Source organism: Neorhizobium petrolearium (assembly GCF_017873175.1).
GTDB lineage: Bacteria > Pseudomonadota > Alphaproteobacteria > Rhizobiales > Rhizobiaceae > Neorhizobium > Neorhizobium petrolearium.
On sequence record NZ_JAGGJW010000019.1, the window covers coordinates 34,765 to 60,383 of the forward strand.

At 62.3% G+C, this 25,619-nt stretch carries 28 protein-coding genes; 19 read left to right on the forward strand and 9 right to left on the reverse strand.

Annotated elements, in window-relative coordinates:
* The first annotated feature begins 18 nt into the window (after positions 1-18).
* Genes J2046_RS28620 through J2046_RS28630 form a run of 3 tightly spaced genes read left to right on the forward strand, consistent with a single transcriptional unit; the run spans position 19 to position 1,957 of the window.
* Complete coding sequence (locus J2046_RS28620; protein ID WP_210057608.1) at positions 19-492, forward strand: hypothetical protein; 474 nt, start codon at positions 19-21, stop codon at positions 490-492.
* Positions 489-1,376 (forward strand): DUF7007 domain-containing protein, encoded by an 888-nt coding sequence (locus J2046_RS28625; protein ID WP_210057610.1) that lies wholly within the window; start codon positions 489-491, stop codon positions 1,374-1,376. Before J2046_RS28620 ends, J2046_RS28625 begins: the two co-directional genes overlap by 4 nt.
* Entirely contained in the window at positions 1,373-1,957 is a 585-nt protein-coding gene (locus J2046_RS28630) for a hypothetical protein (protein ID WP_210057612.1), read from the forward strand. The genes J2046_RS28625 and J2046_RS28630 overlap by 4 nt, the downstream gene beginning before the upstream one ends.
* 9 nt (positions 1,958-1,966) lie before the next feature.
* Here J2046_RS28630 and J2046_RS28635 read toward each other — a convergent pair whose 3' ends face one another.
* Positions 1,967-2,272 carry an alkylphosphonate utilization protein gene (locus tag J2046_RS28635; RefSeq protein ID WP_210057614.1) on the reverse strand — a complete coding sequence of 102 codons (306 nt, stop codon included), beginning with the start codon at positions 2,270-2,272 and terminating at the stop codon, positions 1,967-1,969.
* Positions 2,273-2,798: 526 nt separating this feature from the next.
* Here J2046_RS28635 and J2046_RS28640 point away from each other — a divergent pair.
* From J2046_RS28640 to J2046_RS28665, 6 genes are all read left to right on the forward strand, one after another.
* Positions 2,799-3,386 (forward strand): hypothetical protein, encoded by a 588-nt coding sequence (locus J2046_RS28640; protein ID WP_210057616.1) that lies wholly within the window; start codon positions 2,799-2,801, stop codon positions 3,384-3,386.
* A 320-nt stretch (positions 3,387-3,706) separates the two neighbouring features.
* Positions 3,707-4,633, forward strand: coding sequence for an ArdC family protein (locus J2046_RS28645; RefSeq protein WP_210057618.1), 927 nt, complete (start codon positions 3,707-3,709; stop codon positions 4,631-4,633).
* Between the two features lie 139 nt (positions 4,634-4,772).
* Positions 4,773-5,015: a type II toxin-antitoxin system VapB family antitoxin gene (locus J2046_RS28650; RefSeq protein WP_210057620.1), complete on the forward strand. Its 243-nt coding sequence runs from the start codon at positions 4,773-4,775 to the stop codon at positions 5,013-5,015.
* Positions 5,015-5,419, forward strand: coding sequence for a type II toxin-antitoxin system VapC family toxin (locus J2046_RS28655; protein WP_210057622.1), 405 nt, complete (start codon positions 5,015-5,017; stop codon positions 5,417-5,419). The genes J2046_RS28650 and J2046_RS28655 overlap by 1 nt, the downstream gene beginning before the upstream one ends.
* A gap of 804 nt (positions 5,420-6,223) precedes the next feature.
* Positions 6,224-6,541 carry a DUF736 domain-containing protein gene (locus tag J2046_RS28660; RefSeq protein WP_210057624.1) on the forward strand — a complete coding sequence of 106 codons (318 nt, stop codon included), beginning with the start codon at positions 6,224-6,226 and terminating at the stop codon, positions 6,539-6,541.
* A gap of 306 nt (positions 6,542-6,847) precedes the next feature.
* The gene (locus tag J2046_RS28665) at positions 6,848-7,018 is read left to right on the forward strand and encodes a hypothetical protein (RefSeq protein WP_210057626.1); all 171 of its coding nucleotides are present in this window, start codon (positions 6,848-6,850) and stop codon (positions 7,016-7,018) included.
* Positions 7,019-7,059: 41 nt separating this feature from the next.
* On the opposite strand, the gene J2046_RS28670 is transcribed toward J2046_RS28665, so the two are convergent.
* From J2046_RS28670 to traC, 5 genes are all read right to left on the reverse strand, one after another.
* Entirely contained in the window at positions 7,060-7,338 is a 279-nt protein-coding gene (locus J2046_RS28670) for an HU family DNA-binding protein (protein ID WP_064334950.1), read from the reverse strand.
* 141 nt (positions 7,339-7,479) lie between these two features.
* Positions 7,480-7,737: a WGR domain-containing protein gene (locus J2046_RS28675; RefSeq protein ID WP_035228306.1), complete on the reverse strand. Its 258-nt coding sequence runs from the start codon at positions 7,735-7,737 to the stop codon at positions 7,480-7,482.
* A 247-nt stretch (positions 7,738-7,984) separates the two neighbouring features.
* The gene (gene traG / locus J2046_RS28680; protein ID WP_210057629.1) at positions 7,985-9,913 is read right to left on the reverse strand and encodes a Ti-type conjugative transfer system protein TraG; all 1,929 of its coding nucleotides are present in this window, start codon (positions 9,911-9,913) and stop codon (positions 7,985-7,987) included.
* Positions 9,900-10,115, reverse strand: a complete 216-nt coding sequence (traD, locus tag J2046_RS28685; RefSeq protein ID WP_210057631.1) for a type IV conjugative transfer system coupling protein TraD — start codon at positions 10,113-10,115, stop codon at positions 9,900-9,902. Before traD ends, traG begins: the two co-directional genes overlap by 14 nt.
* A gap of 4 nt (positions 10,116-10,119) precedes the next feature.
* On the reverse strand, positions 10,120-10,416 hold the full coding sequence (gene traC, locus J2046_RS28690) for a conjugal transfer protein TraC (RefSeq protein WP_210057633.1): 297 nt from the start codon (positions 10,414-10,416) through the stop codon (positions 10,120-10,122).
* 246 nt (positions 10,417-10,662) lie between these two features.
* Here traC and traA point away from each other — a divergent pair, with 246 nt between their 5' ends.
* The 5 genes from traA to J2046_RS28715 all read left to right on the forward strand — a co-directional run bounded on the left by traA (position 10,663) and on the right by J2046_RS28715 (position 16,925).
* Positions 10,663-13,965 carry a Ti-type conjugative transfer relaxase TraA gene (traA, locus tag J2046_RS28695; protein WP_210057635.1) on the forward strand — a complete coding sequence of 1,101 codons (3,303 nt, stop codon included), beginning with the start codon at positions 10,663-10,665 and terminating at the stop codon, positions 13,963-13,965.
* A gap of 35 nt (positions 13,966-14,000) precedes the next feature.
* On the forward strand, positions 14,001-14,492 hold the full coding sequence (gene traF / locus J2046_RS28700; RefSeq protein ID WP_411828562.1) for a conjugative transfer signal peptidase TraF: 492 nt from the start codon (positions 14,001-14,003) through the stop codon (positions 14,490-14,492).
* Positions 14,413-15,654: a conjugal transfer protein TraB gene (locus J2046_RS28705; RefSeq protein ID WP_210057639.1), complete on the forward strand. Its 1,242-nt coding sequence runs from the start codon at positions 14,413-14,415 to the stop codon at positions 15,652-15,654. The genes traF and J2046_RS28705 overlap by 80 nt, the downstream gene beginning before the upstream one ends.
* 13 nt (positions 15,655-15,667) lie before the next feature.
* Positions 15,668-16,291, forward strand: a complete 624-nt coding sequence (locus J2046_RS28710) for a TraH family protein (RefSeq protein ID WP_210057641.1) — start codon at positions 15,668-15,670, stop codon at positions 16,289-16,291.
* 325 nt (positions 16,292-16,616) lie between these two features.
* Entirely contained in the window at positions 16,617-16,925 is a 309-nt protein-coding gene (locus tag J2046_RS28715) for a transcriptional repressor TraM (protein WP_210057642.1), read from the forward strand.
* 3 nt (positions 16,926-16,928) lie between these two features.
* On the opposite strand, the gene traR is transcribed toward J2046_RS28715, so the two are convergent.
* Positions 16,929-17,633, reverse strand: a complete 705-nt coding sequence (gene traR, locus J2046_RS28720; protein ID WP_210057644.1) for an autoinducer-binding transcriptional regulator TraR — start codon at positions 17,631-17,633, stop codon at positions 16,929-16,931.
* A gap of 79 nt (positions 17,634-17,712) precedes the next feature.
* A complete protein-coding gene (locus tag J2046_RS28725; RefSeq protein ID WP_210057646.1) occupies positions 17,713-18,468 on the reverse strand; it encodes a DeoR/GlpR family DNA-binding transcription regulator in 756 nt (251 codons plus the stop codon).
* Positions 18,469-18,548: 80 nt separating this feature from the next.
* On the opposite strand from J2046_RS28725, the gene J2046_RS28730 reads away from it, so the two are divergent.
* The 3 genes from J2046_RS28730 (at position 18,549) to J2046_RS28740 (ending at position 21,238) form a co-directional block, all read left to right on the forward strand.
* On the forward strand, positions 18,549-19,763 hold the full coding sequence (locus tag J2046_RS28730) for an N-acetylglucosamine-6-phosphate deacetylase (RefSeq protein ID WP_210057648.1): 1,215 nt from the start codon (positions 18,549-18,551) through the stop codon (positions 19,761-19,763).
* Positions 19,763-20,656 carry an N-acetylglucosamine kinase gene (locus tag J2046_RS28735; RefSeq protein ID WP_210057649.1) on the forward strand — a complete coding sequence of 298 codons (894 nt, stop codon included), beginning with the start codon at positions 19,763-19,765 and terminating at the stop codon, positions 20,654-20,656. Before J2046_RS28730 ends, J2046_RS28735 begins: the two co-directional genes overlap by 1 nt.
* Positions 20,657-20,992: 336 nt before the next feature.
* Positions 20,993-21,238 carry a hypothetical protein gene (locus tag J2046_RS28740; RefSeq protein ID WP_210057651.1) on the forward strand — a complete coding sequence of 82 codons (246 nt, stop codon included), beginning with the start codon at positions 20,993-20,995 and terminating at the stop codon, positions 21,236-21,238.
* 482 nt (positions 21,239-21,720) lie between these two features.
* Here J2046_RS28740 and J2046_RS28745 read toward each other — a convergent pair whose 3' ends face one another.
* A complete protein-coding gene (locus J2046_RS28745) occupies positions 21,721-22,389 on the reverse strand; it encodes a TetR/AcrR family transcriptional regulator (RefSeq protein ID WP_210057653.1) in 669 nt (222 codons plus the stop codon).
* Between the two features lie 463 nt (positions 22,390-22,852).
* Between J2046_RS28745 and mhpA the strand changes: the two genes are divergently transcribed.
* Both mhpA and J2046_RS28755 read left to right on the forward strand, forming a co-directional pair.
* On the forward strand, positions 22,853-24,481 hold the full coding sequence (gene mhpA, locus J2046_RS28750; RefSeq protein ID WP_210057655.1) for a bifunctional 3-(3-hydroxy-phenyl)propionate/3-hydroxycinnamic acid hydroxylase MhpA: 1,629 nt from the start codon (positions 22,853-22,855) through the stop codon (positions 24,479-24,481).
* Between the two features lie 64 nt (positions 24,482-24,545).
* Positions 24,546-25,607 (forward strand): maleylacetate reductase, encoded by a 1,062-nt coding sequence (locus J2046_RS28755; RefSeq protein ID WP_210057657.1) that lies wholly within the window; start codon positions 24,546-24,548, stop codon positions 25,605-25,607.
* Positions 25,608-25,619 lie beyond the last annotated feature (12 nt).

Consider the following 25,619-nt stretch of genomic DNA (forward strand, 5'->3'; position numbering starts at 1 on the left):
GACTTAGGGAGAACTTGCATGTCCGCGCATATCGCATTTATGGCACCCATCGGCTCGATCATCGTCTGGTCGGACGGCGCGCCGCGGCCGCCCAAACGCCATCGCAGGAAGCTGTCTGCATGGCAGAGCAATAACAGCAACGGCCGCCTGATCCGCAAACAGGGAGAACTTGGCTCAGGCAGCATCATCCTGCCCGCGAGCTTCACGCTTCATGAAGCCGACCAAGGTGCTGCCGGCGTCATCACGATCCGCGTTCACCGGACCTTCTCACTGGAGACCCGTCTGACGTTCACGATCGAAGAACGCCCCGCCATCGGCAGTTGCCGCGTGTTCGATCGCGCCGGCGACAATGCCGAGCTCGTCCATCTCGCAGCGAACCGCCGAGCCGCAGAGGAATGGCTGTCCCGACACGGCTATCCCCATGCCGTGCTGGAGGTCGTCACGGCGGACGAGGTCGCAGCCGACGTCGTGGAAGGGAGGGCGGCAGCATGAACACCAGCCCTGTCATGACCGAAGCCAATGATACTTCCGGATATCCGGGGGTCTCTTTTGGGCGATCCGCCGACGGGTTTCCGGTCGCCCGCTTGCACGACATGGCGTTCGCAATGTTGCCCGGCCGTAATGGGCGGCATTATCTTGGCCTCGGTGGTAAGATCGCCCGACCGCTCGCCGAGTGGCGGCGATCCGACTTCTACGGCCATTCCGGCGAACTCGCCGACGAGGCGGCGTTTCGCGAGCGCGTGATCGAGAACGCCGAACATCAGCGCGAACGGCAGGCACTCGGCCGCTGCGAGATCTTCACCCGTGTCCATACGCCCTGGGGAATGTCGCAGCGCACGACCCTCTATGCGGAGGGCGTCGAGTGCCATTCCACCGCCGGGCACGGCGGCTTCAAGCTCTCGGCTGAGCGCAACCGAAAGGTTCACCCGCTGCTGCGGTCGAAAGACGGTTTCTATGAGGAGGACTCCGCCTGGGCGATCGTCGCGATCACCTTTCCGCATCTGTTCACCGGGTTTGAGCGGCGCTGCGCGGAACGGTCCATCAAGGATTGGTGGCCCGACGCTTGGGAAACGATCTCCGGCACGACCCTGACACCCGGTGAATCCCATGTGAAGGACCGTCGCGCTTTCGAGGCGGCCCATGCCGGTGACTGGATCGTCATCTCCGCCCTTCGCTCCGATCATCATCCCGGCATGATCGAAGTGATCGCCACACGCGGCGGGAAGCGGGAGCACAATGCCGAGGAACGACGGTTTCTCGTGCCAACTGGTGAATACGAGCCAGGCCGCTCCGGATTCGTCATCGATGCCGATCGTCATCGGTCCTATGACGGGCCATCGAGCTTTGTCGTCTGGCAGGGGAGGGAGACGTCATGACCCGGTCCCCGGAACGTCAGGCGCTGCTTTTCCGGATGGAAGAGGCCCGCCGCCAGACCCAACGCCAGCTCGACATGATCGACAGGCAGATTACCGCCAAGATGACGGCTCTCATCCCGTCGCTCGGACGGCGCCGGAGCGGATACCGGCGGGGTAAACCGCCCGTGCCGGAAGCCTTCCTCGCCCGCTATCGCTCCAGTCTGGCGGCGATCACCGCGGAACGGCAGCCGGAGATCGATGCTCTTTCCCGCAAGCTCGCGCGCCAGGAGGCGGCCATCGCCGCTTTCCAGGCGCGACAGGAATTTAGTGCTTCCGTTCGGGCCCGGAACGAGGATGCGGTCATCACCGTCGTGAGAGGAGCGCGCCATGAGGCGCTTGACGCCGAGCCGCTTCCACCTCTGACCGAGGAAGAGGTGAATGCTCTTCAGGATTATGCCGCCAGACACGGCCGTTCGTGGAAGCGCATCCTGAACAACGCCTGGATGGGCGAAGCGCCCCATGACGATGGCGGGATATTACGCCGACTTCGCAACACGCACGGCCCCACCTGGCTTGATCGTTACCGCTTGCCCAAACGGTAGCGCACGCCGTCAGCGCTTGCGCACGAATTCCGTGCGCAGGACCAGCCCCTTGATCACGTCGTGGCGGCAATCGATCTCTTCCGGATTATCGGTGAGCCGGATCGACCTGATGACGGTGCCCTGCTTCAGCGTCTGGCCGGCGCCTTTGACCTTCAGATCCTTGATCAGCACGACGGAGTCGCCGTCGGCGAGAACAGTGCCGGAGGCATCCCGGATTTCGGCTACCTTCGCCTTTTCCGCGGCAAGTTCGGAGGCCGGCCGCCATTCCCCGGTTGCTTCGTCATAGACGTAATCGTCGTTGCTCTGGTCGCTCATCTCTTGTGCCCCTTCCCTGGGAGACCTTGCAAGGGTCCCGCATGTCAGGAGCGCATCTATCGCGGAAAGCCGCCAAGAGCAAACGCCGCCGCTTTCCCATCGAGAGCGCCTCGCAGACCAGCTGGCATTGGGAGGACGTTAGAGCATTCAGGCTCTGGTGAACGGAGATCTTCCGGCAGATGGGAACTGGTTTGGCGCGCGCCTTGCCTGGTTTCCTCTTCGGCTCTGGCATCCGATGTCGATCCGTTGGCCGATCTGCCCTTCGGTTTCGTTGCGGTCTGAACCGGCGGCCGGTCGTTTCAAGGCCGCTGTCGCGCCACGGGGCGGCCGGTCAAACCGCTCGTCGCAAAGCAGCCACGCGTGCTTCGCAGGTCTGAAAGACCCGCTTGACCGCTTGACTGCTCCGCTCGATCTGGCCTGCCCGGACCCTGAAACGCCCGGCTTGCGCCGGCTCCTCTTGACCGCACCGAAGGGCAAATCGGCCAAGGGGCCGAACCGCTTCGGGGAAACCGAGAAGGAAATCATCATGGCAAAGCCCGCAACCCAGTCCCGTCAATCCGCCCGCGTCCTCCAGCTCCGCAAGGGCGCCACGATCGAAATGGTCCGCCTCACATGCCCCGATGAAGCGCAGGCGCTCCGGATCGCCGAGAGCTTCGCGACCGCCATTCTCGACAGCGACGGCATCCGCGACATGCACGAGCGCCTGATCGTCGAGACCGCCACAGGCCTTTCCGAGGGACTCGGCGAACGGGCGATGCAAATCCATCTCCAGCGCATCGTTGGAGCGTATGTCGGATCCGCTCATGGCGCCGGCCAGTTCTACTCCCGCGCCGTCAGCGAGGCGCGTGACGCCACCGCCAAGGGTGCTGCCGAAGCGCGCGACGAGGATCTCGACGGTCCCGTCGGCTATGACAGCGCCGCCCAGCGCAAGCGCGAGTTCGCGGCCGATATGGGCGTTCAGGCGCACGCGCTGCGGATGGCAGCCGAAGGTGCCGTCGCCGCCTACGAGCAGATCGTTGGCGAAGCATGGAAGCCCTTCGACCGGCCGGTTGATAATCCGGGCCAGTCGCTCGACCGCAAAGCGGCCGCGGCGCAGATGTCGGCCTTCGATTGAGGCCGACCTGGCGGAGCTTCGGCTCCGCCTTCATCGTATCCAGGAAGAAGCCGTCTCCTCACGGGGGCGGCTTTCCGTGTTTCGACGTCGCGGCGAAGTCGCATCAGGAGAGGTGAGAGAGAAAGAAATCGGGGCGAGAGACAGGCGCCATCGCGGCCCGTCCCTTCTGTCGGCCCTGCAGGAGCCGACGGCAGGCGCAACGGCTACGCCGTCCTTCTCTTCGTTCCGGCCGTTCCGGTGCGCATGCCGCCTGACCGCTCCTGCCATCGGCCCTCCGCGACGGGCCGCGATGGGCGCGGCCTCACACGGAGGTCAGAAGAATGAGTAGGAAATCAGAAAGCGCGAGGATCGACATCTATGCGCGGATCACGGAGCGGATCATCGCCGATCTGGAGAAGGGGGTGCGCCCGTGGGTGCAGCCCTGGAGTGCCGGCAACATGGCCGGGCGGATCACCCGGCCGCTGCGCCATAACGGCCAGCCATATACAGGGCTGAATGTGCTCCTGCTCTGGTCGGAGAGTATCGCGTGCGGGTTTATATCGGCCACATGGATGACGCTTCGGCAGGCGAACGAACTCGGCGCCCATGTGCGCAAGGGTGAGAGCGGCGCAACCGTCGTCTACGCCAGCCGCTTCACGAAGACAGAGAAGGATGCGGGCGGCGGTGAAGTTGAGCGCGACATTCCGTTCCTCAAGGCGTACACGGTGTTCAATTGCGATCAAATCGAGGGGCTTCCGGATCACTACTATCGCCGCCCGGAACCGGTCGCAGAGCCGCTCGAGCGCATCGAGCATGCGGACCGTTTCTTCGCCAATACCGGCGCGGTGATCCGGCATGGTGGGTCACAGGCCTTCTATCAGCCATCCAGCGATAGCATCCAGATGCCGGGTTTCGAGACGTTCCGGGATGCCGAGAGTTATTACGCCGTCCTCGGACATGAGGTCACCCACTGGGTCGGCGCAAGCCACCGGCTGAATCGGGATTTGAGCCGCTATCACAAGGATCGCACGGATCGCGCGCGCGAAGAGCTTTGTGCCGACATAGGGGCATGTTTCCTCTGCGCCGATCTCGGGATCGTCCCGGAACTGGAGCCGCGGCCGGATCACGCGAGCTATGTGGCCTCGTGGTTGAAGCTGCTCGACGGTGACCGCCGGGCAATCTTCCAGGCGGCCGCACATGCGCAACGCGCTGTCGCCTATCTTCATGACCTCCAGCCGAACGCGGAGACCAGGCGGGAGGCCGCCTGATGCTTTTCGCCCCTAAGGTCGAAGGGGAGGGCGAGACGCCTTCCCCGGTGCGACCTCCGTGTTCCCCGTTGGAGGAACCTTGCAGATATGGGCGAGGCGATCTACATTATTTCTTGAATTTATCTACATGGAGTGACACATGCCGATCAACGTCAACAATCCTGAAGCGGATGCGCTCACGCGCAAGTTCGCGCATATGGCTGGCGTCAGCATTACCGATGCGATCGTGATTGCCATGAAAGAGGCGATCGAACGCCGCCGTCACCAGGAGACGCCGCTGCAAACCGCCGCCCGGCTCCGCAAACAGCATGGAGTCGAGCTCAGCGCTGCAGCGAAGCAGCCGCTTCCGCGCGAAGCCTATGACGAATTGTGGGAAAGCTGATGTTCGTCGATGCCTGCGCCATCATCGCGCTCCTTTCCGACGAACCGGAAGCGGCGCGCGTCTCCAATGCGATCGCGTCTGCGAAGGCCGCCTTCACCTCCCCGGTCGCCGTGCTTGAGGCTGTGCTCGGTCTTGCCCGCCCCGACAAGTTCGGCCTCACCGTGGCGGAGGTGGAACCGATCGTCATCGAGTTCCTCGATGAGCGCGGAATCGAAATCCGCGATCTTCCGCCCGCGGGCGCAACGACTCGGATCGCTCTTTCCGCCGCGCATCGTTATCGCGTCGGCCGCCGGGGCCTCAATCTCGGTGACTGCCTGCATTATGCATGCGCCAAATATTACAATGTACCCATTCTGGCGACGGCGGATGAGTTCAGACAGACAGACCTAGACACCGTGCCCTGACGCGGCCAGCCACGAAGGCGGGTTCCGGGCGAAGGTCCAGGAGGCTCTGGAATTTTTCCGGCCGATACCCCCACGAGCAGGCCGAAGCACATTTCGCCGAGCGACGTCTTTGGGGCGTTGCAGCGTCGGCGAACGGCACTTGTAGGCCCCTTCTGATCGGGCGGACGCGGCCGGCAGGGCGCAAGGACAAGCCCCGCCGCGATGGCAGATCCGGTGTGGCTGATAAAGGCGCGCCGCAAGCCTGTTCCTCTCGAAGCGCTCCCATCCCTTCCTCTCGACGGCCTCCAGGGACGTGCCGTGAAACCCGGGTTGCCCGCTTGTCCGAGGATACGCGCGCGATGGAAGAGCCGCCATAAGATCGGCGCCGACCAGCGCATTCGTCATGGACATGATGCGGATGGGGCGTCGGTGAGGGATCGACGGACACGGCGAGCCGTGCGGACGGGAGCCATCGTGAGAGAGCGGTGCCATCACCGCGGTCGCCGTCGGGGATCGCCGATGAACTCCGGGCCATGATCGGTGTTCCTTGCTCGATTGAAGCGGGCCACACCCACGCAGACCTCGATGGATCTGGTGTGACCGAAGGACGACTTCGTCTCGATCGCCATCCCGCAACGGCCGTCCGCAACTTTCTTCCCCTGCGAACTGCGTTCGCATTCCTCGCGGTAACCAAGAAAGCCGCTCCCGGCCGTCCTCCACTCACGTTCCGGCCCCCCGGGGTGCGGCGTCGATCGCCATCGGTCCTTACACCGCCATCGAGGCCGCGGTGGGCGCGGCTCGAGCAAACCGGAAAGGATCACGACAATGGCAGTCATCGGCGAATTCACCACCAACGGCAACAACTCGATCATCGGCAACGTGCGCACGCTCACGGTCAGCATGCGGGTCCGCCTCAACCCCATCGAGCGCGTCTCGCGCGACGCCCCGGACTTCCGTATCACCGCCGGCAACGGTGTCGAGGTCGGCGCAGGCTGGAAGGCGGTCTCCAACGACGGCGAGGAATATATCTCGGTCAAGCTGGACGACCCGAGCTTCAACGCCCCGATCACCGCGGCCCTGTGGCCGAGCGAGAAGGAAGGCGAATACGCCCTCATCTGGAACCGCCCGAAGCGGGAGGCTTGATCGCCACGCCAGGAGCTCCGCCACCGGGCGGGGCTCTTCTTCTTATGTCGCCTGAGGAAGCCGGTCGCGGGCATCGAGCCCGCTTCCGGCCTTTCGGGTGCCATCCGGAGAGCTGGGGGGTCTGCTCAGTTCGTCCGAGAATGCCATGGCGGACCGAAGGCGTCCAGCACGAGCGGTACCCCCAAAATGCTGGCGCATTTCGGCTCCCCCGCTCGCCGCCTCCGGCGGTCGCGTTCCGCGATCCTGGACTCCTCCGCTCCGCCATGACGCGCGGCGTCGTCTTTCACAAGCGTCAAGGAGACGACGATGACGATTTCTCTCGAAATGCAAATCGAGGAACTGAAAGCTGAACTCAGGGCCGTTCTGGACGCGAGCGAGCGCTGCCAGATTGCGGTGGAGCTGGAACTGGCGCAGGCCGAGCTTGCGGCCGTTGAGGCCGAACAGGGCGGCCGTATCAGCGGGGAGCCTCCTTTCTAGGAGACTTCCATAGGGCTGCCGATCTCAGCAGCCCACTCGCCTCAGCCGTTCAGTGCGTCCTTGACCGCCTTGCCGGGCGTGAACGTCAGCTTCTTCGAAGCGGCGATCTTGATCGTCGCACCGGTTGCGGGATTGCGGCCCTCGCGTTCCGGCGTGTCCTTGATCTTGAACTTGCCGAAGGATGGGATGGAAGTTTCCGCGCCGCTCTTTGCCGCCTCTGCGATCTGGCTAAACACGCTTTCGACGATGGCCTTGGCCTGTGCCTTGGTCAGGTTCTGCTCGGATGCAATCTTGTCGGCGATTTCGTTGGTGGTGGTCATGAAGGACAGTCTCCTCTGCTTGTGGATGTCCTTCAGCTATGACGATGAAGGTGTGGCGCCGATAGAGGCGCGAGTGCTGGAAGTGTTGGCAGATGCGAGAAAACCACAGGAAACAAGCAGGCTCGGGCTGTTCAAGGTCTGTTATTTGGCGCGGTGGGCGTCGCGATAGCCCCGCTTTCGTTTCGTGCGCTCCAGGCGCGATAGCGCCCTGTCTGCATCCTCTTGGCCGTCGAAGGTTTCCATCATCGTCTGGCCGTTAGATCCGATCCGGCCCCAGTTGCGGATGATGGAGGCGCCACCAAACAGGGTCGGCTGGATCGTGAGCGTATAGAAGCGACGCATGTTCTGGGCCGCGTCGATGCGGTGAAGATTAACCTGGCCTGTCCCCTCGTTTTCCATGATTGGATTCTCGCTTCGTTTTGAAGCAGCGTCCAACGACTTCCATGAATCGATCCCGCGTGATTGATTCATCTCGCTGGTGGTTTTCCCCTCTGGAGGAAATAGGGAGTGGGCGAGGCGGCTTTGCCGCACGGCTCTATGCGCTGAAGCGCACCGAACCCGCCAAGCGGTTTCGTCCCTTGCGGGTTGCGATCCTCCCGCGGACCGGCTTGCAGCCGGCACATGCAAGCCCTTTCGATCGGGGCTCTCATCCACCTCTCTCTTCTTCGCGATGAAACCTGTTGTGCCCGACGCAGGCCCTCATGTCGTCACGCCGGAACCAGATGGCGCGCCCACACCTGAGCGGCGGATTGCCTGATGTGAAGACGATCTGTTCGTCGCTGCGCATGCGCAGCACTTCGTGCGGCATGATCAGCGGCCGACGGCTGAGCTGCTTCGATCGCGATCGCGACGATCCCTTCATTCCCGTGGAGCGGTTTGTCTGGTCGACCTCGACCGTGGTGTCGCCGCAGCGCTTCGAGATGTAGTCGGCCGTGTCCGGATCGTTGATCGCGGCGAACGAGATCCAGGACGCGGATTCGAACCATTTGCTTGTCGCGTCACGCCCGCCATAGGCTTCGCGCATCTGGCCGATCGACTGGAAGATCATGGTGAGCGTGATGCCGTATTTCCGGCCGGCGTCGCGGGCGGTTTCTAGAATACGCAGATAACCGAGGCGAGCGACCTCGTCGAGCAGGAAGAGCGTGCGTCCCTTGACCTTGCCATTGCGATTGTAGATCGCGTTCAGCAGCGAGCCGATGACGACGCGCGCCAGACCCGGATGCGCCTCCAGTACCTTAAGATCGAGCGCGATGAACACGTCCGCGCCGCCTTCCGCGAGATCGTCGGTGGAGAAACTGTCGCCTGACACAAGCGCCGCATAGTTCGGGTAAGACAGCCAGTGCGTTTCCTTCACGGCATTGGCGTAGACGCCGGAAAACGTCTCCGGCGTCATGTTGACGAAGACGGCGACGTTCTCCTTCACGAAATCGGACTCGGACTGTTCGTGGATCCGCGTCAGGCGCTCGCGGAGCTTCGGTTCCGGCTCCGAGAGATTTGACCGGACGCGCCGCAGCGTCTGGTCTTTCTCGTCCGTATGCCCGGACAGGCAGACGTCGGCGATCAGCGCCGTCAGGAGCTGCATGGCGGATGCCCGGAAGAAGTCGTCGCGGGCCGACGCCGTGCGCGCATTGTCGGTCATGATCCACGTCGCTACCGCGACGATGTCCTCTTCCTTCGTGTTGCCGTGGCGGCCGATCCAGTCCAGCGCGTTGAAGCCGATCGCCGGCGTGGCTGGATCAAGCACGATGACGTTTCGGCCAGCCTTGCGCCGATGATCGACGACCATCGGCGCGACTTCGCTCGATGGGTCGAGCACGACGAGGCCGCCGCCCCATTTGAGCGCTGTCGGGATCGTCACGGATGTGGTCTTGAAGCCGCCTGAACCGGCGAAGACGATCCCGTGCGACGAACCGAACGAGCCGTCGAAACACAATAATGGAGGCTTGCCGCCGACGCCCCAGCTGTGCTCGTCACCGGCGCGAAATGGCATCGCCGCCACGCTGTCCTTGTCGACGCGGTAACGTTCACCGATCACGATGCCGCCGGCATCGGGAAACAGCCTGGCGGCGTCAGCCATCTTCATCCAGTCGGCCTCGCCGTGCACGGCCCGCTTCCCCGAGATCCGCCGCGGCGTTGCCTTCGCGAAGGCGCCGTTCCCCCTGATCGCGACGCGCAGTGCGAAAATCCCGGTGAAGACGGCAGCGAATGCGCCGAGCATCGCCGACGGATCCGTGTAGGCGAACACCGACTGGCCGTGAGGCACCCGATCGGCAAGAGCAAAGAGCCGCCATCCTTCGCGTGCTATCGCTGCGATGCAGACGAGTGAAGCGCCAGCCAGTACGCTCAAACCGGCAGTCTTGATGTTGGCCGCGCCCGCCGTCGCGAACAGGGCAATCACGCCGATCGCCGCCGCCGCGGCGTAGGGCAGGGCGAGACCGATCCGCCCGAGCATCAGCTTCGCCTGGGGCGACGTTCCGAAGCCCGAGAGCCAGGTTTCGATGCCGAACATTGCCAACATGGCTGCGATCATGAATGCGGCTGGCAGGATTGTGAGAAGGAGCCTATTCGCCGTCATGACCGAACGCCTCCGCGCCGATGGCCGTCAGGCGCGAGCGCTCGGTTTCGTCACCGCGGATGCGCCCAGCGGCATCGATCAGCAGCCCCAGCAGCAGCGCCCGTTTTTCGTAGCGCAAGCCGGCCTTCACGATCAGGCCGCCCAGCTCGATTTTTTCACGCGTGTCCTTCTTACGGGCATCGGTCGATGTGGTTCGCCGCATCCGCTCAAGCCTCGCCAGCGCCGCCCGCATCCGCGCCAGGCGCGAGCGCCGTGGACGTGTCGCCGCCGGTCCTGCCGTCGCCGGCATTCTTCTTTCCGGTCGTAGCTCCCTTGCCTCCGCGAAACCTTCCGGCGATCTCCTCGAACGCCGCTTGAAGCTCGGTTTCCTCGATCTCGATTTCGCCGAGACCGGCTTTCAACGCAATCCTGCCGATGCGCTCGGCCTCACGGGTCTCTGCCTGCTTCAGCTGGTCCTGCAGCCTGGCGATTTCTTCCCTGATCCTGGACGACGGTTTCTTCATTCCGGTTGCTCCCTTGAAGTCTGGGCGGTGCATTTGCGACGCCCAGAATCTCCCGGATGCCCTTGGGAGGGAATGTGCAGATTTGCACGTCGGCAAGGCCGACACTTTGGTGGATGATCCCGCCGTTCCGAAGGAGCGGCTTCCCAAGGGCGCAATTATACGTCGCTGACGCGACGCCTTGCGCTGAGGCCTGAACGGCCTGCTCAGCTCCCGACGAACGAGGTTCGAACCGGGAGACTCGCCGCCGTGGCCATAGCCCACTTCTCCGTAAGCATCGTCAGCCGTGGTGACGGCCGCAGTGCGGTGCTGTCGGCGGCCTACCGGCATTGCGCCAGGATGGAATACGAGCGCGAGGCTCGCACCATCGATTACACCCGGAAAGAAGGGCTGCTGCACGAGGAGTTTGTCTTACCCGTCGACGCCCCGAAATGGGCGCGGATGCTGACAGCCGATTGCTCGATTGCCGGTGCTTCGGAAACCTTCTGGAACAAAGTCGAGGCCTTCGAGAAGCGCTCCGATGCGCAACTCGCCAAGGACTTGACCATTGCTCTGCCACTGGAACTCACGGCCGAACAGAACATCGCGCTGATGCGGGATTTCGTGGAGCGGCACATCCTGTCAAAGGGCATAGTCGCGGACTGGGTCTACCACGACAATCCCGGCAATCCTCACATCCACCTGATGACGACCTTGCGGCCGCTGACCGAGGACGGCTTCGGCGCGAAGAAGGTCCCTATTCTCGGCGAAGACGGGCAGCCGCTCCGCAACAAGGCCGGCAAGATCGTCTACGAGCTCTGGGCCGGCGGGACGGATGATTTCAACGCCTTTCGTGACGCCTGGTTCGAGCGTCTCAACCATCACCTGGCGCTGAACGGGATCTCGCTGCGCGTCGATGGTCGATCTTACGAGAAGCAAGGCATCGATCTGGAGCCGACCATCCATCTCGGCGTAGGCGCCAAGGCGATCGAGCGCAAGGCGGAAAAACAGGGCGTTCGGCCGGAGCTGGAACGGATCGAACTGAACGAGGCGCGGCGCGCGGAAAACACCCGCCGCATTCTTCGAAACCCTGGGATCGTGCTCGCCCTGATCACGCGGGAGAAGAGCGTCTTCGATGAGCGTGATGTTGCGAAAGTTCTGCATCGCTATGTCGATGATCCGGCTGTCTTCCAGCAGCTGATGTTGAAAATCATCCAGAACTCGGACGTGCTGCGGCTGCAGCGCGACACGATCGATTTCGCCACGGCCAAGAAACTGCCGGCGCGCTACTCGACGCGGGCGATGATCCGGCTGGAAGCGACGATGGCGCTGCAGGCAACATGGCTGTCGAACCGGGAGGGAAGGGGCGTATCCGACGCCGCGCTTGATGCCACCTTCCGACGACATGAGCGGCTGTCCGACGAGCAGAAATCGGCAATCGAGCGCATCGCCGGACCGTCTCGTATTGCCGCCGTCGTTGGGCGCGCAGGTGCGGGTAAGACCACGATGATGAAGGCCGCCCGCGAGGCATGGGAATTGGCTGGATATCGCGTCGTTGGCGGTGCGCTTGCCGGCAAGGCGGCCGAGGGGCTGGAGAAGGAGGCGGGCATTCAGAGCCGTACGCTCGCTTCCTGGGAGCTACGGTGGCAACAGGGGCGTGACACGCTCGATGCCAGGACCATCTTCGTCATGGACGAGGCCGGCATGGTCGCCTCAAAACAGATGGCCGATTTCGTCGATGCTGTTGTTCGGGCCGGCGCCAAGATCGTGCTGGTTGGCGATCCCGAGCAACTGCAGCCGATCGAGGCGGGTGCTGCCTTCCGCGCCATTGTCGATCGTATCGGCTATGCCGAACTCGAGACGATCTACCGCCAGCGCGAAGAGTGGATGCGGCATGCCTCGCTCGATCTCGCGCGCGGCAACATAGAACAGGGGTTGCTGGCCTATCGCACCCGCGCCCATGTCGTTGGAGAAAACCTGAAATCGGAAGCCGTCGAGAGCCTCATCTCGGCCTGGAACCGCGACTACGATCCCGCGAAGTCGATGCTGATGCTGGCGCATCTGCGCCGCGACGTTCGCATGCTGAACATGCTGGCGCGCGCAAAACTGGTCGAGCGCGGAATTATCGGCGAGGGCCATGCCTTCAAGACCGCCGACGGCACCCGCCAGTTCGACGCCGGCGACCAGATCGTTTTCCTGAAGAACGACGGTTCGCTCGGCGTCAAGAACGGCATGATCGGCAGGGTGATCGACGCCGCGCCCGACCGTATTGTCGTGGCCGTGGGTGAGGGCGATCAGCGCCGACGGGTAACGGTCGAGAGCCGCTCGTACAATAATGTCGATCACGGCTATGCCACCACGATCCACAAGAGCCAGGGTGCCACCGTCGACAGGGTGAAGGTGCTGGCTTCACTCTCTCTCGATCGCCATCTGACCTATGTGGCGATGACACGTCATCGCGAGGATCTTCAGCTTTATTTCGGGCGCCGCTCCTTCGAGATGAACGGTGGACTGGCCAAGGTTCTCTCGCGGAAAAATGCCAAGGAGACGACGCTCGACTACGAGCGCGGCACGCTCTACCGCGAGGCGCTCGCCTTCGCCGAAAACCGTGGCCTACACATCGTCCACGTGGCGCGGACGCTGCTGCGCGACCGGCTCGACTGGACGCTGCGCCAGAAAAGCAAGCTCACCGATCTCACCAACCGCCTTCGCGCGCTCGGCGAACGTTTCGGCCTGCGGCAATCCCCGCCAACACAATCAGCCAGGGAGGCGAGACCCATGGTCGCCGGCATCATCCGGTTCGAGAATTCCGTCGCAGATACGGTCAGCGAGAGGCTCGACGCTGATCCGGCCTTGAAGAAGCAATGGGAGGAGGTTTCGATCCGCTTCCGCTATGTGTTCGCCGATCCCGAAACCGCCTTCCGGGCGATGAACTTCGACTCCGTGCTGGCGGATAAGGACGTGGGGACACAGGCGCTTCAAAAGCTTGAAGCCGAGCCGGCGTCGATCGGTCCGCTCAGGGGCAAGACCGGTATTCTCGCCAGCAAGACGGATCGCGAGGCGCGACGCGTCGCCGAGGTCAACGTGCCCGCCCTCAAACGCGACATTGAACGCTATCTGCAGATGCGCGAGAGCGTTACGCAGCGTCTCCAGGCGGACGAACAGGCGCTGAGGCAGCGCGTCTCGGTCGACATTCCGGCACTGTCGCCTGATGCACGCGCGGTACTCGAGCGCGTGCGCGATGCGATCGACCGCAACGATTTGCCCGCCGCCCTTGCATATGCGCTGAGCAACCGCGAGACGAAGCTGGAGATCGACGGGTTCAACAAGGCCGTCACCGAACGCTTCGGCGAGCGCACGTTGCTCACCAATGCCGCACGTGAGCCATCGGGAAAACTCTTCGACAAACTCTCCGAAGGTCTCTCTCACCAAGAGAAGGAGCGCCTGAAGGAAGCCTGGCCAATCATGCGCACGGCCCAGCAGCTCGCCGCCCATGAACGCACGACCGAGACTCTTCGCCAGGTCGAGGAACTGCGTCTCGCGCAGCGCCAGACTCCGGTTGTGAAGCAATGAAGCGGCGCGGTGCGATCATGCTGTTGAGCACGTCAATGGTTGCTATCGCGGGCCTCATCACGGCTGCGGCCGTTGGTGGCTATCGGCTGAACTTGACGCCGAGCGAGCCGCTCGGTCTCTGGCGCATCGAGGCGCTCCGCCGTTCGGCCGAGATCGGCGATCTCGTGTTCGTCTGCCCGCCCGCGACCGCAAAGTTCGAGGAGGCACGACGGCGGGGATATCTCCGGCGGGGCTTGTGCGCCGGTGGGTTCGCGCCGCTGATCAAGACGGTCGCAGCGCTTCCCGGACAGCATGTCGAAATTACCGATCACGTCGTGATCGACGGCCGTTCCCTTGCCGCATCCGCCGTACGGAAGACGGACGGAGAGGGCAGGACGATCACGCCATATCCAGGTGGCGTCGTACCATCAGGACATCTCTATCTCCACTCTTCCTTTGCGAGCTCCTATGACTCCCGATACTTCGGACCGATTCCAGACAGCGGCCTCCTCGGCCTCGCCCGGCCGATCCTCACCTTCGATCCGTGATCGCATTTCTGGCCATTGGCGATCTGCGTTGCTCATCGTCGCATCCGTCGCCTGCGGTTCACTCGGCTGGAGCGGCAATGTGCTCGCCCTTCCGGTCGCGATGATCTTCCCGGCGCTTTGGGCGATGTCGCCGTCGCGCGTGGCCGCAGTCCTCGTCTCGGCCGGCTATTTCCTGGCCGCCTCGCGTGGTTTGCCGCAAGGTGTCGCAAACTTCTATTCATCCGATCTTTGGCCGGGCCTCCTGCTCTGGATCGCCGCCTCCGCCTCCTTCGTCGCCGTGCATGCGGCGCTCTGGACAAGGCATCCGGGAAGGGGGAGGGCGGTGCGTTATCTGGCGGCGGCGGTGCTGACGGGGCTGCCGCCCTTCGGCATCACCGGGTGGGCACATCCGTTGACCGCGGCCGGCGTGCTCTTTCCAGGATGGGGCTGGTGGGGACTCGCCGCGGCTGCGGCCGGCCTGCTCGTCATGGTGACGAGATATTGGCCGGCTGCCGCCATTGGCCTCGGAGGCTTCTGGCTCTGGTCCGCCGCAACGTGGACAGAACCGAAGCTACCGGAAGGGTGGAGAGGTGTCGACTTTGAACTGGGTCAAAGCCTCGGTCGGGATGGATCGCTGGGCTATCACCGTGACCTGATCGCAAAGATGCGCAGGGCGGCAGGCAAGGGAACCCGCGTCCTCCCCGAAAGCGCGCTCGGATTCTGGACGCCGACGGTCGCTCGCCTTTGGCGGGAGGGGCTGAACGGGGTCGACGTCACGGTCGTCGCCGGCGCCGCCGTCATTGATGGGCAAGGCTACGACAACGTCATGGTGGCGGTTGGTTCCGGCGCCGCTGACATCATCTACAAGGAGCGCATGCCTGTTCCGGTCTCCATGTGGCAGCCATGGGTGCGCTGGACGGGGGAGGGCGGAGGTGCCCGCGCCCACTTTTTCGGCAATCCGTTGATCGAGATCGCGGGAACGAGGATCGCGCCGCTGATCTGCTACGAGCAACTCCTCCTTTGGCCGGTGCTGCAATCGATGCGGCATTCACCCGCCGTCGTCGTCGCCACCGGCAATGGCTGGTGGACCAGGGGCACGTCGATCGTCGCAATTCAGAAGGCGAGCGTTGCCTCCTGGGCGAAGCTCTTCGACCTGCCCGTCGTCATGGCCTTCAACACATAACGGAGACAATCAGATGGTCGATGCCGCCCTCATCAAACAATGCGCCGACCCGGGCTTAAAGCCCGCGATTGTCGAACAGTTCATTGAGCGGGCGGGGTCGCAGGATCCGCTCGCCGTTACAGTGAGGTCCGGAAACCGCATGGTGCTCGTGCCGACGCCCGCGACGTCCGACGAGGCAATGGAGCTGATCCGCCAGAACGTCGGGCGTAACATCGTGCGCGTCGGCATCACCCAATATCCGGCGGGACTCGGCATCATGGAGGCCGGTGAGCTGAAACCGGACCTGGTCGATCCTTGTGAAAACCTCCGCATGGGCACAGCCCTCTTCGCCAGGGTCTATCGTATCGTCACCAAATGGTACGGAAACCCCACTGAGAAAGAGGCTCTTCCTCACGTGTTCGATGACGCGATCATCGCCTGGCAGACGGGGTATTTCGAGGGAGTGGCGGTGTTTCGGGCGCCGGATCCTGGTGAGGTGCAGGTGCCGGAACCCGATAAGCAGCCTGCGAGTGATGCTGTCGAGCAGTCAGCAGATTCTGCCGGTGGGGAGGTGAGCGATCCTGCCGAAGACGACGCCCGCGGCGACGATCCAAACAAGGCGGGCATTCGTATTGATCTTTCAGGAATTGGGGGCTGAATGATCTTGATGCTCGCGAAGTTCACCGCCCGACTTACGTGATCATGTGCATGTTTGCACTGGCGAATTCAGCTTCCGCCCTCTATAAGGGCGGATAGGGCAGTACGCGCTGCCCCGAGGTGTGGAAACCTCTATCTGGCGGTTGGTGCTGGCCGTTGCAGCACCAGAATCCTCTGACCGATTGGCCGGGGGCCTGTGACGTATGTCCAGGTGCTCCGGTACTAAAGGTCGCAGGACTGTCCAGGTACAGTTTCCAACCCCCGGCTTGGGATCAGGGATTAACGTTTGCGGGGGCGCACCGCGGACAATCCGGAGACTGGATCGAATGACATTGGACGCGCCTACTTCGGAAGATAAGCTCGAAATGCGTTCCGTGTACGGACTGACGCAGGGTCTGCCCAAGGTTGACCTGGAAAGCTTGACGGTGGATGCTATCCGGACCCATCGGCGTCTGGTCGACAATGCAGATCGGCTGTTCCAGGCTCTGCCCGACACCTACAAATCCGGTAAGGCGGCGGGCGGCGCTCATCACCTCACTTACATCCAGGCCTGCATGGAGATGCACGCGCAGATGTATGTGGTGAACACGCTGGTCACCATCCTCGGCTATATTCCAAAAGTCTCGGTGAGCTGAGGCTCAGATCAGCTTTCGGCGAATGGCGACGGCAGTCAGGTGGGTCAGGGTGTGCACGTCGAATCGTTTCTTTGTTTCGGCGATCTTGACGCGCACGCTGTTGTACTTGACGCCCTCGAGGTCCGCCGCTTCCTCCATCGTTTTGCCGACAGCGATCCAGCTAAGATAGGCGGCGCCTTTGGGATCGAGACCGATCGGTTCTTCGACACTCGGGGTCGGGTCAGCGAGATTAATACGGGCATGCAGCTGCGCGACCGCGGATGCAGCCTCGACGGGGTCGATCTCGCGGTCCAGGCCGATTGCCGGCTTCTCCGAGGCAAGCGTGAACATTGCGATGGAGCCGTATGCGGCTTTGATTGGGACTGTGACGCCGGACCGAATCCCGAAGTCTGCCGCATGCGCGAAAAAGGACCGCTCGGCCATTGAAGGCGACGTCATGTGCTGCTCGCCGGTCCAGGTGAAGGTCCGTTTCAGCGATCTGGCGCGTCGAATTATCGGATCGATCGTGAGATAGCCCTTCTCAAAATAGTCGGACTGCCATTCGTGGTGATAGTTCGAAATTGCGACGGAACGTCCTGGCTGGATATTGAGATAGGCATAGCCTGCGAGCCCGAGCTGTTCGGTAAGAGCCGCAAGGGCGAGTTTCAGGATGCCTTCGTCGCCAGGGATTGCGGCAAGGTCGACCAACTTGTCCAACCAATGTTTCATTCGTTACCTCCGCGAACGAGGTGTCCCTCCAGCATAAACCGCCGCTAGCCACAGCGCCTGACTATTGGGGCCGAACGCTTTAGTCCGTTACGACCCTGGCGCTAACTTTCTCCAGCGTCGGGCTGTCGCGGACACTGCGGTCGGTCACCAGAACATCGACCGCCGAGAGCGGGGCGAATTTGTAGGCGCCGACGGTTCCGATCTTGTCAGGTGTCGCGATCGCGACCACCTCGGCGGACACCTGCAGCATCGCGGCTTTGACCGCCGCTTCGTCATAGCCGGCGGTGGTCAGGCCGTACTCCTCATGCAGACCATGAACACCGATAAAGCAGATGTCCGCGCTCAGGGCGTGGATTTGCTCGAGGACACGCGCGCCCAAAGTCATCTGGCTCCGCTTGTCGAAGACCCCGCCGAGAAGGATGACCTCGAGGTTTCGGTGTTCGGCTGTCGCCGTCGCAATGGTTGGGCTGTTGGTGATGACTGTTGCCCTCAAGTCCAGTGGCAGATGCTTGGCAAGCTCAAGATTGGTGGTTCCGCCATCGATCATGATGATCTGATCGGGCAGAACGATCTCGGCGGCGATGCGTGCAAGCTTCGTCTTTACGTCCCTGGCGATCTTATATCGTGCCTGGAAGGGTTGTTCACCGGGCGTCACCGGGAGGGCAGCGCCGTGAACGCGCTTGATCAGGCCGTCGGCTGCGAGTTCCCGAAAATCGCGCCGCGCCGTGTCCTCCGACAGCGAGAAGCGCTCTGCCAGGTCGGCGGTGGAAAGGCGGCCCTTTGACTGCAGTTCAGCAAGAATGAATTTACGGCGCTCGTCCGGGGTCGATTCCAATTTCCTGCTCCATCCAGATTGCATGATTGTACGTATTCGTGCATATACAGGAATCACAAGATCTCAACAAGGATTATGTGATGAGCGCTTTGGCGATCAAAGGAAATGTCGTCCTGCCGAACAGGGTTCTGGAAAACGCGGTGGTCGAATGTCACGGTGACCGCATTGCGAACGTTGCGGCCGATTGGGAAATTGGCGAGACCGTGAACGTACTCGACATGTCCGATCACTTTATTTGCCCGGGTTTTGTCGATATCCACATCCATGGGGCCGCGGGCGCAGACTACATGGATGGCACGGCTGAAGCGGTAAGGACGGTCAATCGTGCCCATGCGCGACATGGCACCACCTCGGTGTTCCCGACGACGACCACCGGATCGTTCGAGCAACTCGATGCGATGATCAAAGCGTGCGAAAACGTGCAATCGAATTGGTTGCCCTCGGATGGTGCCCGGATCGCCGGCGTGCACTTCTACGGTCCCTATTTCGCCGAGGACAAGGTTGGGGTCCATTCTAAGGAAGGCCGCCGGGATCCCGTTCGGGAAGAGTACGAATACTTCCTGACCAAGGAGATCGTCCGGATCGCGACATGCGCATCCGAGCTGCCAGGCGCGCTCGAGTTTTTCGAGTTCGCGCGCCAGCAAGGCTGCTTCATCACCTGCGGCCACTCGAATGCGGCATGGGGCGAGTTGGAGGCGGCGTTTGCACGTGGCATGCGGCATGTCGATCACTTTTGGTGCGCAATGAGCTCCGTGTCGTCGTTGCGGCAGCGCTTTGGCACGCCGATGCAGGCGGGCATGGAACAATACGTTCTCATGAACGACGAGATGAGCACCGAGGTCATCGCTGATGGCATCCATCTCTCCGACGATCTCCTGCGCTTCGCCTTCGAGATGATCGGCCCGCAAAGGACCTGCCTGGTTACGGACGCGAACCGCGCCATGGATGCGCCTCCCGGCAAGTACAGGTTCGGCTCGGAAGATGACGGCACCTGGGTGTTCAGCGACGGCAACTCGGTCAGAGGCGCCGATGGAAGCCTTGCAAGTTCCATGCACGGGATGGACCGGATGGTTCGAACGATGGCGCATGCCGTCGGACGCGATCTGCCTTCGGTCGTTCGGATGGCGTCGCTGACGCCGGCGGAACTGGTTGGCGCTGCGGGCGACATCGGAAGCATCGAGACGGGCAAGATGGCGGACTTCGTGGTGCTCGACCGTGATCTCAACGTGAAGTCGGTGATCATCGGGGGTGTCGTTGCCGTCGGCGATGGTGCAAGCCTCGGGCAACAGATCTGATGCGGGCGCCCGAAGTCGCTCTCGGCATCGATGTCGGCGGCACCAAGACGCGCTGGATGATCGCTCACGACGGAGTCCTTCGGGCCGATCATCAGGTTCCGACGGTTGCCTGGAGGCACGCCAGCTATTCCGATGAGGATTGCCTTCGGTTGAAGCGACTCGTGGAGGCGACCTTCGACGGGAGTACGCCGTCGAAGGTTGTCATGGGGGCGAACGGCTGCAACGACGAACAGGCACTCCGCCGTTGCGAGACCGCGCTTCGTGATGTGACGGGGTGGAACATCCGGGTCGTGAACGACGCAGAGCTGCTTGCGGCTGCAGGCCATGGGCGAGGCATTTCGCTCATTGCCGGAACGGGGTCCATTGCTGTCGCGAGAGACCGCGCCGGCACGCTGATATCGGCCGGCGGCTGGGGATGGCTCATTGGCGATGATGGCGGCGGGGCCGGTTTGGTTCGGCGCGCCCTTCAGGAGGCGCTCGCCGCCGAGGATCTTGGAATGCCGGATCGCCAGCTTTCGCAGGCGCTGATGGAGAGCCTGGCGATCCCAAGACTTCTGCGCGCGAACGAGCGGCTGGCGGAGGCGCCGTCTGCGCCTTCCCTGGCATGCCACGTACCTGCGATCTTCGAGGTTGCAGCACGTGGCTCCAGGATCGCCGGGCGCGTTCTGGAGGAGGGGGCGTCCAGTCTTGCAGATCTGGTCGGCAGGCTTCACCGACGCGGCGCACCCGGGCCGGTTTTTGCCGGAGGCGGCGTCCTCGAAAGCCAGGCTCGGTTCTTCAGCCATGTGAGTCGCCTTATCCGGGAGCGATACGGCCTCATCGTGTTTCTCGTGCGCGATCCACCTGTTCTCGGCGCGGTGAAGTTGGCGAGCGAGATGGGGCAGGCGTACTAGGCACACTATGATTGATGGGGCGGGTTACCCTAAGCGATCACGACAACTTTCACACGATAGGGATTTGGCGGGTTTCGTCACACAACAGCCCTTGGACAGTCTCCCTGTAGACGGCAAAGCGCGACCCGTTGTTGACGCTCCGCGCCAGATAATGAACGTCCTTTTTGGGGCCGCCAGCGCACTGGCGGGTAGTGGCACCTGCGAGGCGGGATCGGACGCTCGCCCTAAATGCATCTTTCGTTTCGGCGGATACGATCGGGAATTTGAACGAACTGCCGTTGCTTCTCGCTCCTGGATTGCGGCATCGATTACGCCGATGCCACGCGCCTGTTTCGGATGACCAGCGAGCCGACGTCGTGGGAACAAGCGGCAGAAACGATCGCGTCGGAGCGGCTGGCGCAAGCGGACCGGGCCGAAGAAGAGGGACGTTTCGTCGCTGCCTTCGCGCAGATGGCCCTCAATTTCGATGAGCCTGCCAAGTCGAACTCTATCGCAAGCTCGTTGCTGCTTGCGGCAAGCTCAGCAAGGTCTCAGATCTGCCCTTTGAACGCGTTGAAGTACCGTTCGAGGGCAAAAACCTGATTGACTGTGCTTCGCCCGAAGGAGGACGGCGCACAAGAGATACTGTCACATTGTTCGGCGGTCAAAGTGGCTGGAGCGTCGCATATCTTCCCATCGCGCGCTAGGTCAAACTGGAGGATCAAAAACCCTTCCTGGATGCCGCGAGCGGCAAGAAAGTCTTCCATATCTGGCCGGACGGTGAGCACACGATGTACAATCACAGCTTCGAACGAACCGCTATGGTCGCCGACTGGTTTGCCGCCAGGCTCGGACGCTGACGACTTCCGAATGGTGATGCCTGGGATAACATCCGAACGAATTCAAACGTTTCTCGCTGGGAACGAAGAAACACGCCGCAACAAACCGAGGATGGTCGTTGACGATTTCCTGCGCCCGACGGCGAGTTCTCTCTTTTGCCAACGTGATGGGCGTGAATGCCAAGCGTCCAGCACGCCGAGTTGCTGACTGCCGCTTAGTGGCTCGCCCTGGCCGGCATTCTCCAACTAAATGTCGGTGCGCATCCGATTCTTGCGCGGGGCGGGTTCGGGGGGCAGCGGCGGACATGGTCGCGCTGCGAGTTCAGCCGCATCATCGATAGTAAGTCCCGTCATGCACAAGAGCCGGATAACAGCTTCGTCAATGGAACTGGGGGGCAGAGAGCCCTTGGTGATCCCGAGGGCAAAGCCAACGATAGCATGCGAGGTCAAGCGCCAAATAAGGGCTGGATCCGGCACATTGAAGCGGCCGGCCTCAGTAGCCAGACGCATGTCCCGCATCGGGTACGGCCCCATTCGACGGTAGAGCGCGTCAGCGATGACTTCGGAGCGATGGAGCAGTTGCCTCCATCGTACATCGCCGGTGGCCGTTTTGAGCACTTGACGAATACCGAATGCGTAGACCTGGGCAGGGTCGGAGAATGTGTCCGTTACGTCCTCGATTCGTTCTGCCAAGCGCTCCATGACGTTCTCGAGAACGGCAACGGCCAAATCGTCCTTGGACTTGAAGTAGTTGTAGACGGTCCCAGCGCCTACGTCGGCGCGCTCAGCTATCTCTTGCATTGTGGCGGCGTCGATCCCCTTCTCCGACATGACCTCCTCGCCGGCCTCTAGCAGGGCGATGCGATTGCGCTTCTGCCGCCTGGCGACTCTCCCCTCAGTCTGCTTCGTATCCATAACCTTCTCGTCCTTGATTCAATTCTCATATCCGGATCTCGTTCGAATACGAGGCTCGACAGGTATCCACCCGGCGAAATCGTTGGCGGATCAGCTCAATTGTACATCTCTCTCATGATGGCGGTTAGTTCAACGGGCGAAGATGCGATTTGTAATGAGGGCATCCAGGCGTCGTCTTTGATATTGAGCAAAATTCCATATTGAATGGCATTCATTTTTGAACTACCGTCAATTCTAGCGGAGGAGTTGGAGGATTTTATCGGTGAGGTATTTCCGGCGTTCACTCGAACCATCGAGTGCAATACGGAAAAGCGTTTCCGGGGCGTAACCAAGGGCAAGGCACCGATGGCCTGCTTTCACGCCTGAAAAGACTCAATGGAAAATTTGAAATCGCGCGGGATTGACCAATCCGGTGAGGGCGTCGCTGTGCGCCTGGAAGGCGTGTTTGAAGACGGAGGAAAAATTGAACAACAAGTCAAACCGAATTGCGCCGGATGGCAAGCTGTTTCACGCTGACGTTGCCATTGTAGGCGGCGGTCCGGTCGGAACCCTTCTGACAATTCTTCTGGGCAAGGCCGGGAGGAAAGTCGCGCTGATCGAGCGGTGGACGGAGACTTATGGCCGCCCGCGCGCCGTTACTTACGACCATGAAATCGCCCGCATACTTGCGGTGCTGGGCATCGACAGCGAAAACGATCCGGCAATCAACTATCACGACGAGCTATATTACTGGAAGGACGCCAAGGGCGAGAACATCCAGATCGTCGACTGGCAGAGCACTTCGGCATCAGGCTGGCGTGTCCGCTACTGGTTCAACCAGCCGGACCTCGAGAAGCGCCTGACGGGGATTTCGGCGCAATATCCTGATATCACGCATATCAATGGTTTCGAGGCCTGCGGTCTCGTCCAGCACGAAAATGGTGTCACGCTGGACCTGCAGCGCAATCCCGTCGAGGATGCGGAAAGCACGGCAAAGCTGACGATTCAGGCGAAGTATGTCGTGGGCGCCGATGGTGCGAACAGCTTCGTCCGGCAGGCGCTCGGCATCGAGAACGAGGACAAGGGCTATTTCTTCGACTGGCTGATCCTCGACATGATCCCTCATGGCGAATACGTCATGCAGCCCGCCCAGTGGCAGCTCTGCGATCCACGCCGGCCGACGACGATCGTTCCCGGCGGTCCCGGGCGCCGACGTTGGGAATATATGGTGCTTCCCGGCGAAAACCCGGCCGAACTCGCGCTTGAGGACAATGCCTGGAAGCTCTTGGAGCCCTGGGGGCTGACGCGGGAAAACGCGACGCTGGAACGCAGCGCCGTCTACCGCTTCCAGGCGCGTTGGGCAAAGCAGTGGAACATGGGGCGTTGCGCGATTGCGGGCGATGCCGCGCACCTGATGCCGCCCTTCGCAGGCGAAGGCATGTGCGCCGGCTTGCGCGATGCCTTCGCGCTTGGATGGCGCCTGAACGGGATTCTGGACGGCACGCTGTCGGACAAGGTTCTCGACAGCTACACGACGGAGCGTCTGGAACACGCCAAGCACTATATCGACTTTAGCCAGCAGCTCGGCAAGATCATCTGCATCTCCGATCCTGAAGAGGCGGCCGAGCGTGACCGCCAGATGAAGGCCGAGCTGGAAGCGCGGAACTTCAAGCCACTCCCGACCGATATCTGTCAGCTTGGGGCGGGCGTTTGGTTGCCGGAATCCCATCATGCGGGCGAACTTTCGGTGCAGGGCGTGGTCGAGGCGAATGGGAAGAAGGACCGCTTTGACCAGGCGGTCGGCTTCGGCTGGATGGTGCTGGGACTCGATGCAGACCCCGCAAGTGCACTTCATCCAGATCAACTGCGAAACCTGCATAGGCTCGGCGGCCGCACCGTTCGCATCGGTGCAGCGGGAGCAGATTGCGACGCTGTCGACAGTGAAGGAACCTATGCCAAGTGGCTGAAAAGCATCGGCGCAAGCTACGTCCTTCTCCGTCCAGATTTCTACGTCGCCGCGACCGCCTCCACGCCGGAGGAGCTTCGTCATCGGTTTGAAAGTGTGCTGGAGCGCGCCTGCCTGAATGAAGTGGCGGAACGGGCGGTGGCCTGACGAGCGCGGGAGCCTAACCGTAGCCGGTCAGGCCCCTCAAGACACTTGCCGAAAGGATAAGGTCGTGGACCAGTCATTCATCTATACGGGAAATCCGGCACGGATTCTATTCGGTGCGGGCAAAAGGGCCGAGCTTGGCGCGGAAATTCGCCGCTTGGGCTGCAGCCGCGCTCTGCTGTTGTCGACTCCTTTTCAGAAGTCTGATGTCGAGGCGATAGCGGCAGGCCTTGGCGATCTTGCTGCTGGCGTTTTCGCCAATGCGGCCATGCACACCCCGGTCGAGGTGACTGAAAAAGCAATGGCCGCCTACGCCGCTGCGGGGGCGGATTGCGTGGTCGCCTTTGGTGGCGGCTCGACGATCGGGCTCGGCAAGGCCATTGCCTACCGCAACGACGCGCCGCAGATCGTCATTGCCACCACCTATGCCGGATCGGAGGTCACGCCCATTCTCGGGCAGACCGAGAATGGTGTGAAGACGACGGTCCGCGGTCCGTCGATCCTGCCGGAAACGGTCATCTACGATCCGGATCTCACGCATGCGCTTCCGGTCGCGATGAGCGTCACCTCGGGGCTTAATGCGATCGCGCATGCCGCCGAAGGTCTTTATGCGCAGGACCGCAATCCCATTGCGTCGATGATGGCGATCGAAGGTATTCGCGCCTTGAAGGCGGCTTTGCCTGATATAGTCCCCAATCCGGGCGACGCCGTGGCGCGGTCGAACGCACTCTATGGCTCCTGGCTGTGCGGCAGCGTGCTCGGCATGGTCGGAATGGCGCTGCATCACAAGATTTGTCACACGCTCGGCGGCACGTTCGACCTGCCGCATGCGGAAACGCACGCAGTCATGCTACCGCATACGGTCGCCTATACGGAAACGGCGGTTCCCGAACTGCTTTTGCCGGTGGCCGGAATTTTCGGGACGTCCACCGCGGCCAGCGGATTGTTCGACTTTTCAGCAGCCCTTGGCGCGCCGACGAGCCTGAAGGCGCTCGGTCTTGGAGCCGACGATCTCGATCGCGCCGCCGAGCTTACGACCACCAATTCCTATTGGAACCCCCGCCCCATCGAGAAGCAGGCGATCCGTGATCTCCTGCAACGCGCATGGAGCGGTTCACGACCCGAGTAATTGGCACGAAAC

What these genes read in the sequence shown, in the direction of transcription:
- J2046_RS28620 (WP_210057608.1), top strand. Translation starts at nt 19, where the DNA reads ATGTCCGCGCATATCGCATTTATGGCACCCATCGGCTCGATCATCGTC.
- J2046_RS28625 (WP_210057610.1), top strand. Translation starts at nt 489, where the DNA reads ATGAACACCAGCCCTGTCATGACCGAAGCCAATGATACTTCCGGATAT.
- J2046_RS28630 (WP_210057612.1), top strand. Translation starts at nt 1,373, where the DNA reads ATGACCCGGTCCCCGGAACGTCAGGCGCTGCTTTTCCGGATGGAAGAG.
- J2046_RS28635 (WP_210057614.1), bottom strand. Translation starts at nt 2,272, where the DNA reads ATGAGCGACCAGAGCAACGACGATTACGTCTATGACGAAGCAACCGGG.
- J2046_RS28640 (WP_210057616.1), top strand. Translation starts at nt 2,799, where the DNA reads ATGGCAAAGCCCGCAACCCAGTCCCGTCAATCCGCCCGCGTCCTCCAG.
- J2046_RS28645 (WP_210057618.1), top strand. Translation starts at nt 3,707, where the DNA reads ATGAGTAGGAAATCAGAAAGCGCGAGGATCGACATCTATGCGCGGATC.
- J2046_RS28650 (WP_210057620.1), top strand. Translation starts at nt 4,773, where the DNA reads ATGCCGATCAACGTCAACAATCCTGAAGCGGATGCGCTCACGCGCAAG.
- J2046_RS28655 (WP_210057622.1), top strand. Translation starts at nt 5,015, where the DNA reads ATGTTCGTCGATGCCTGCGCCATCATCGCGCTCCTTTCCGACGAACCG.
- J2046_RS28660 (WP_210057624.1), top strand. Translation starts at nt 6,224, where the DNA reads ATGGCAGTCATCGGCGAATTCACCACCAACGGCAACAACTCGATCATC.
- J2046_RS28665 (WP_210057626.1), top strand. Translation starts at nt 6,848, where the DNA reads ATGACGATTTCTCTCGAAATGCAAATCGAGGAACTGAAAGCTGAACTC.
- J2046_RS28670 (WP_064334950.1), bottom strand. Translation starts at nt 7,338, where the DNA reads ATGACCACCACCAACGAAATCGCCGACAAGATTGCATCCGAGCAGAAC.
- J2046_RS28675 (WP_035228306.1), bottom strand. Translation starts at nt 7,737, where the DNA reads ATGGAAAACGAGGGGACAGGCCAGGTTAATCTTCACCGCATCGACGCG.
- traG (WP_210057629.1), bottom strand. Translation starts at nt 9,913, where the DNA reads ATGACGGCGAATAGGCTCCTTCTCACAATCCTGCCAGCCGCATTCATG.
- traD (WP_210057631.1), bottom strand. Translation starts at nt 10,115, where the DNA reads ATGCGGCGAACCACATCGACCGATGCCCGTAAGAAGGACACGCGTGAA.
- traC (WP_210057633.1), bottom strand. Translation starts at nt 10,416, where the DNA reads ATGAAGAAACCGTCGTCCAGGATCAGGGAAGAAATCGCCAGGCTGCAG.
- traF (WP_411828562.1), top strand. Translation starts at nt 14,001, where the DNA reads ATGGTTGCTATCGCGGGCCTCATCACGGCTGCGGCCGTTGGTGGCTAT.
- J2046_RS28705 (WP_210057639.1), top strand. Translation starts at nt 14,413, where the DNA reads ATGACTCCCGATACTTCGGACCGATTCCAGACAGCGGCCTCCTCGGCC.
- J2046_RS28710 (WP_210057641.1), top strand. Translation starts at nt 15,668, where the DNA reads ATGGTCGATGCCGCCCTCATCAAACAATGCGCCGACCCGGGCTTAAAG.
- J2046_RS28715 (WP_210057642.1), top strand. Translation starts at nt 16,617, where the DNA reads ATGACATTGGACGCGCCTACTTCGGAAGATAAGCTCGAAATGCGTTCC.
- traR (WP_210057644.1), bottom strand. Translation starts at nt 17,633, where the DNA reads ATGAAACATTGGTTGGACAAGTTGGTCGACCTTGCCGCAATCCCTGGC.
- J2046_RS28730 (WP_210057648.1), top strand. Translation starts at nt 18,549, where the DNA reads ATGAGCGCTTTGGCGATCAAAGGAAATGTCGTCCTGCCGAACAGGGTT.
- J2046_RS28735 (WP_210057649.1), top strand. Translation starts at nt 19,763, where the DNA reads ATGCGGGCGCCCGAAGTCGCTCTCGGCATCGATGTCGGCGGCACCAAG.
- J2046_RS28740 (WP_210057651.1), top strand. Translation starts at nt 20,993, where the DNA reads ATGACCAGCGAGCCGACGTCGTGGGAACAAGCGGCAGAAACGATCGCG.
- J2046_RS28745 (WP_210057653.1), bottom strand. Translation starts at nt 22,389, where the DNA reads ATGGATACGAAGCAGACTGAGGGGAGAGTCGCCAGGCGGCAGAAGCGC.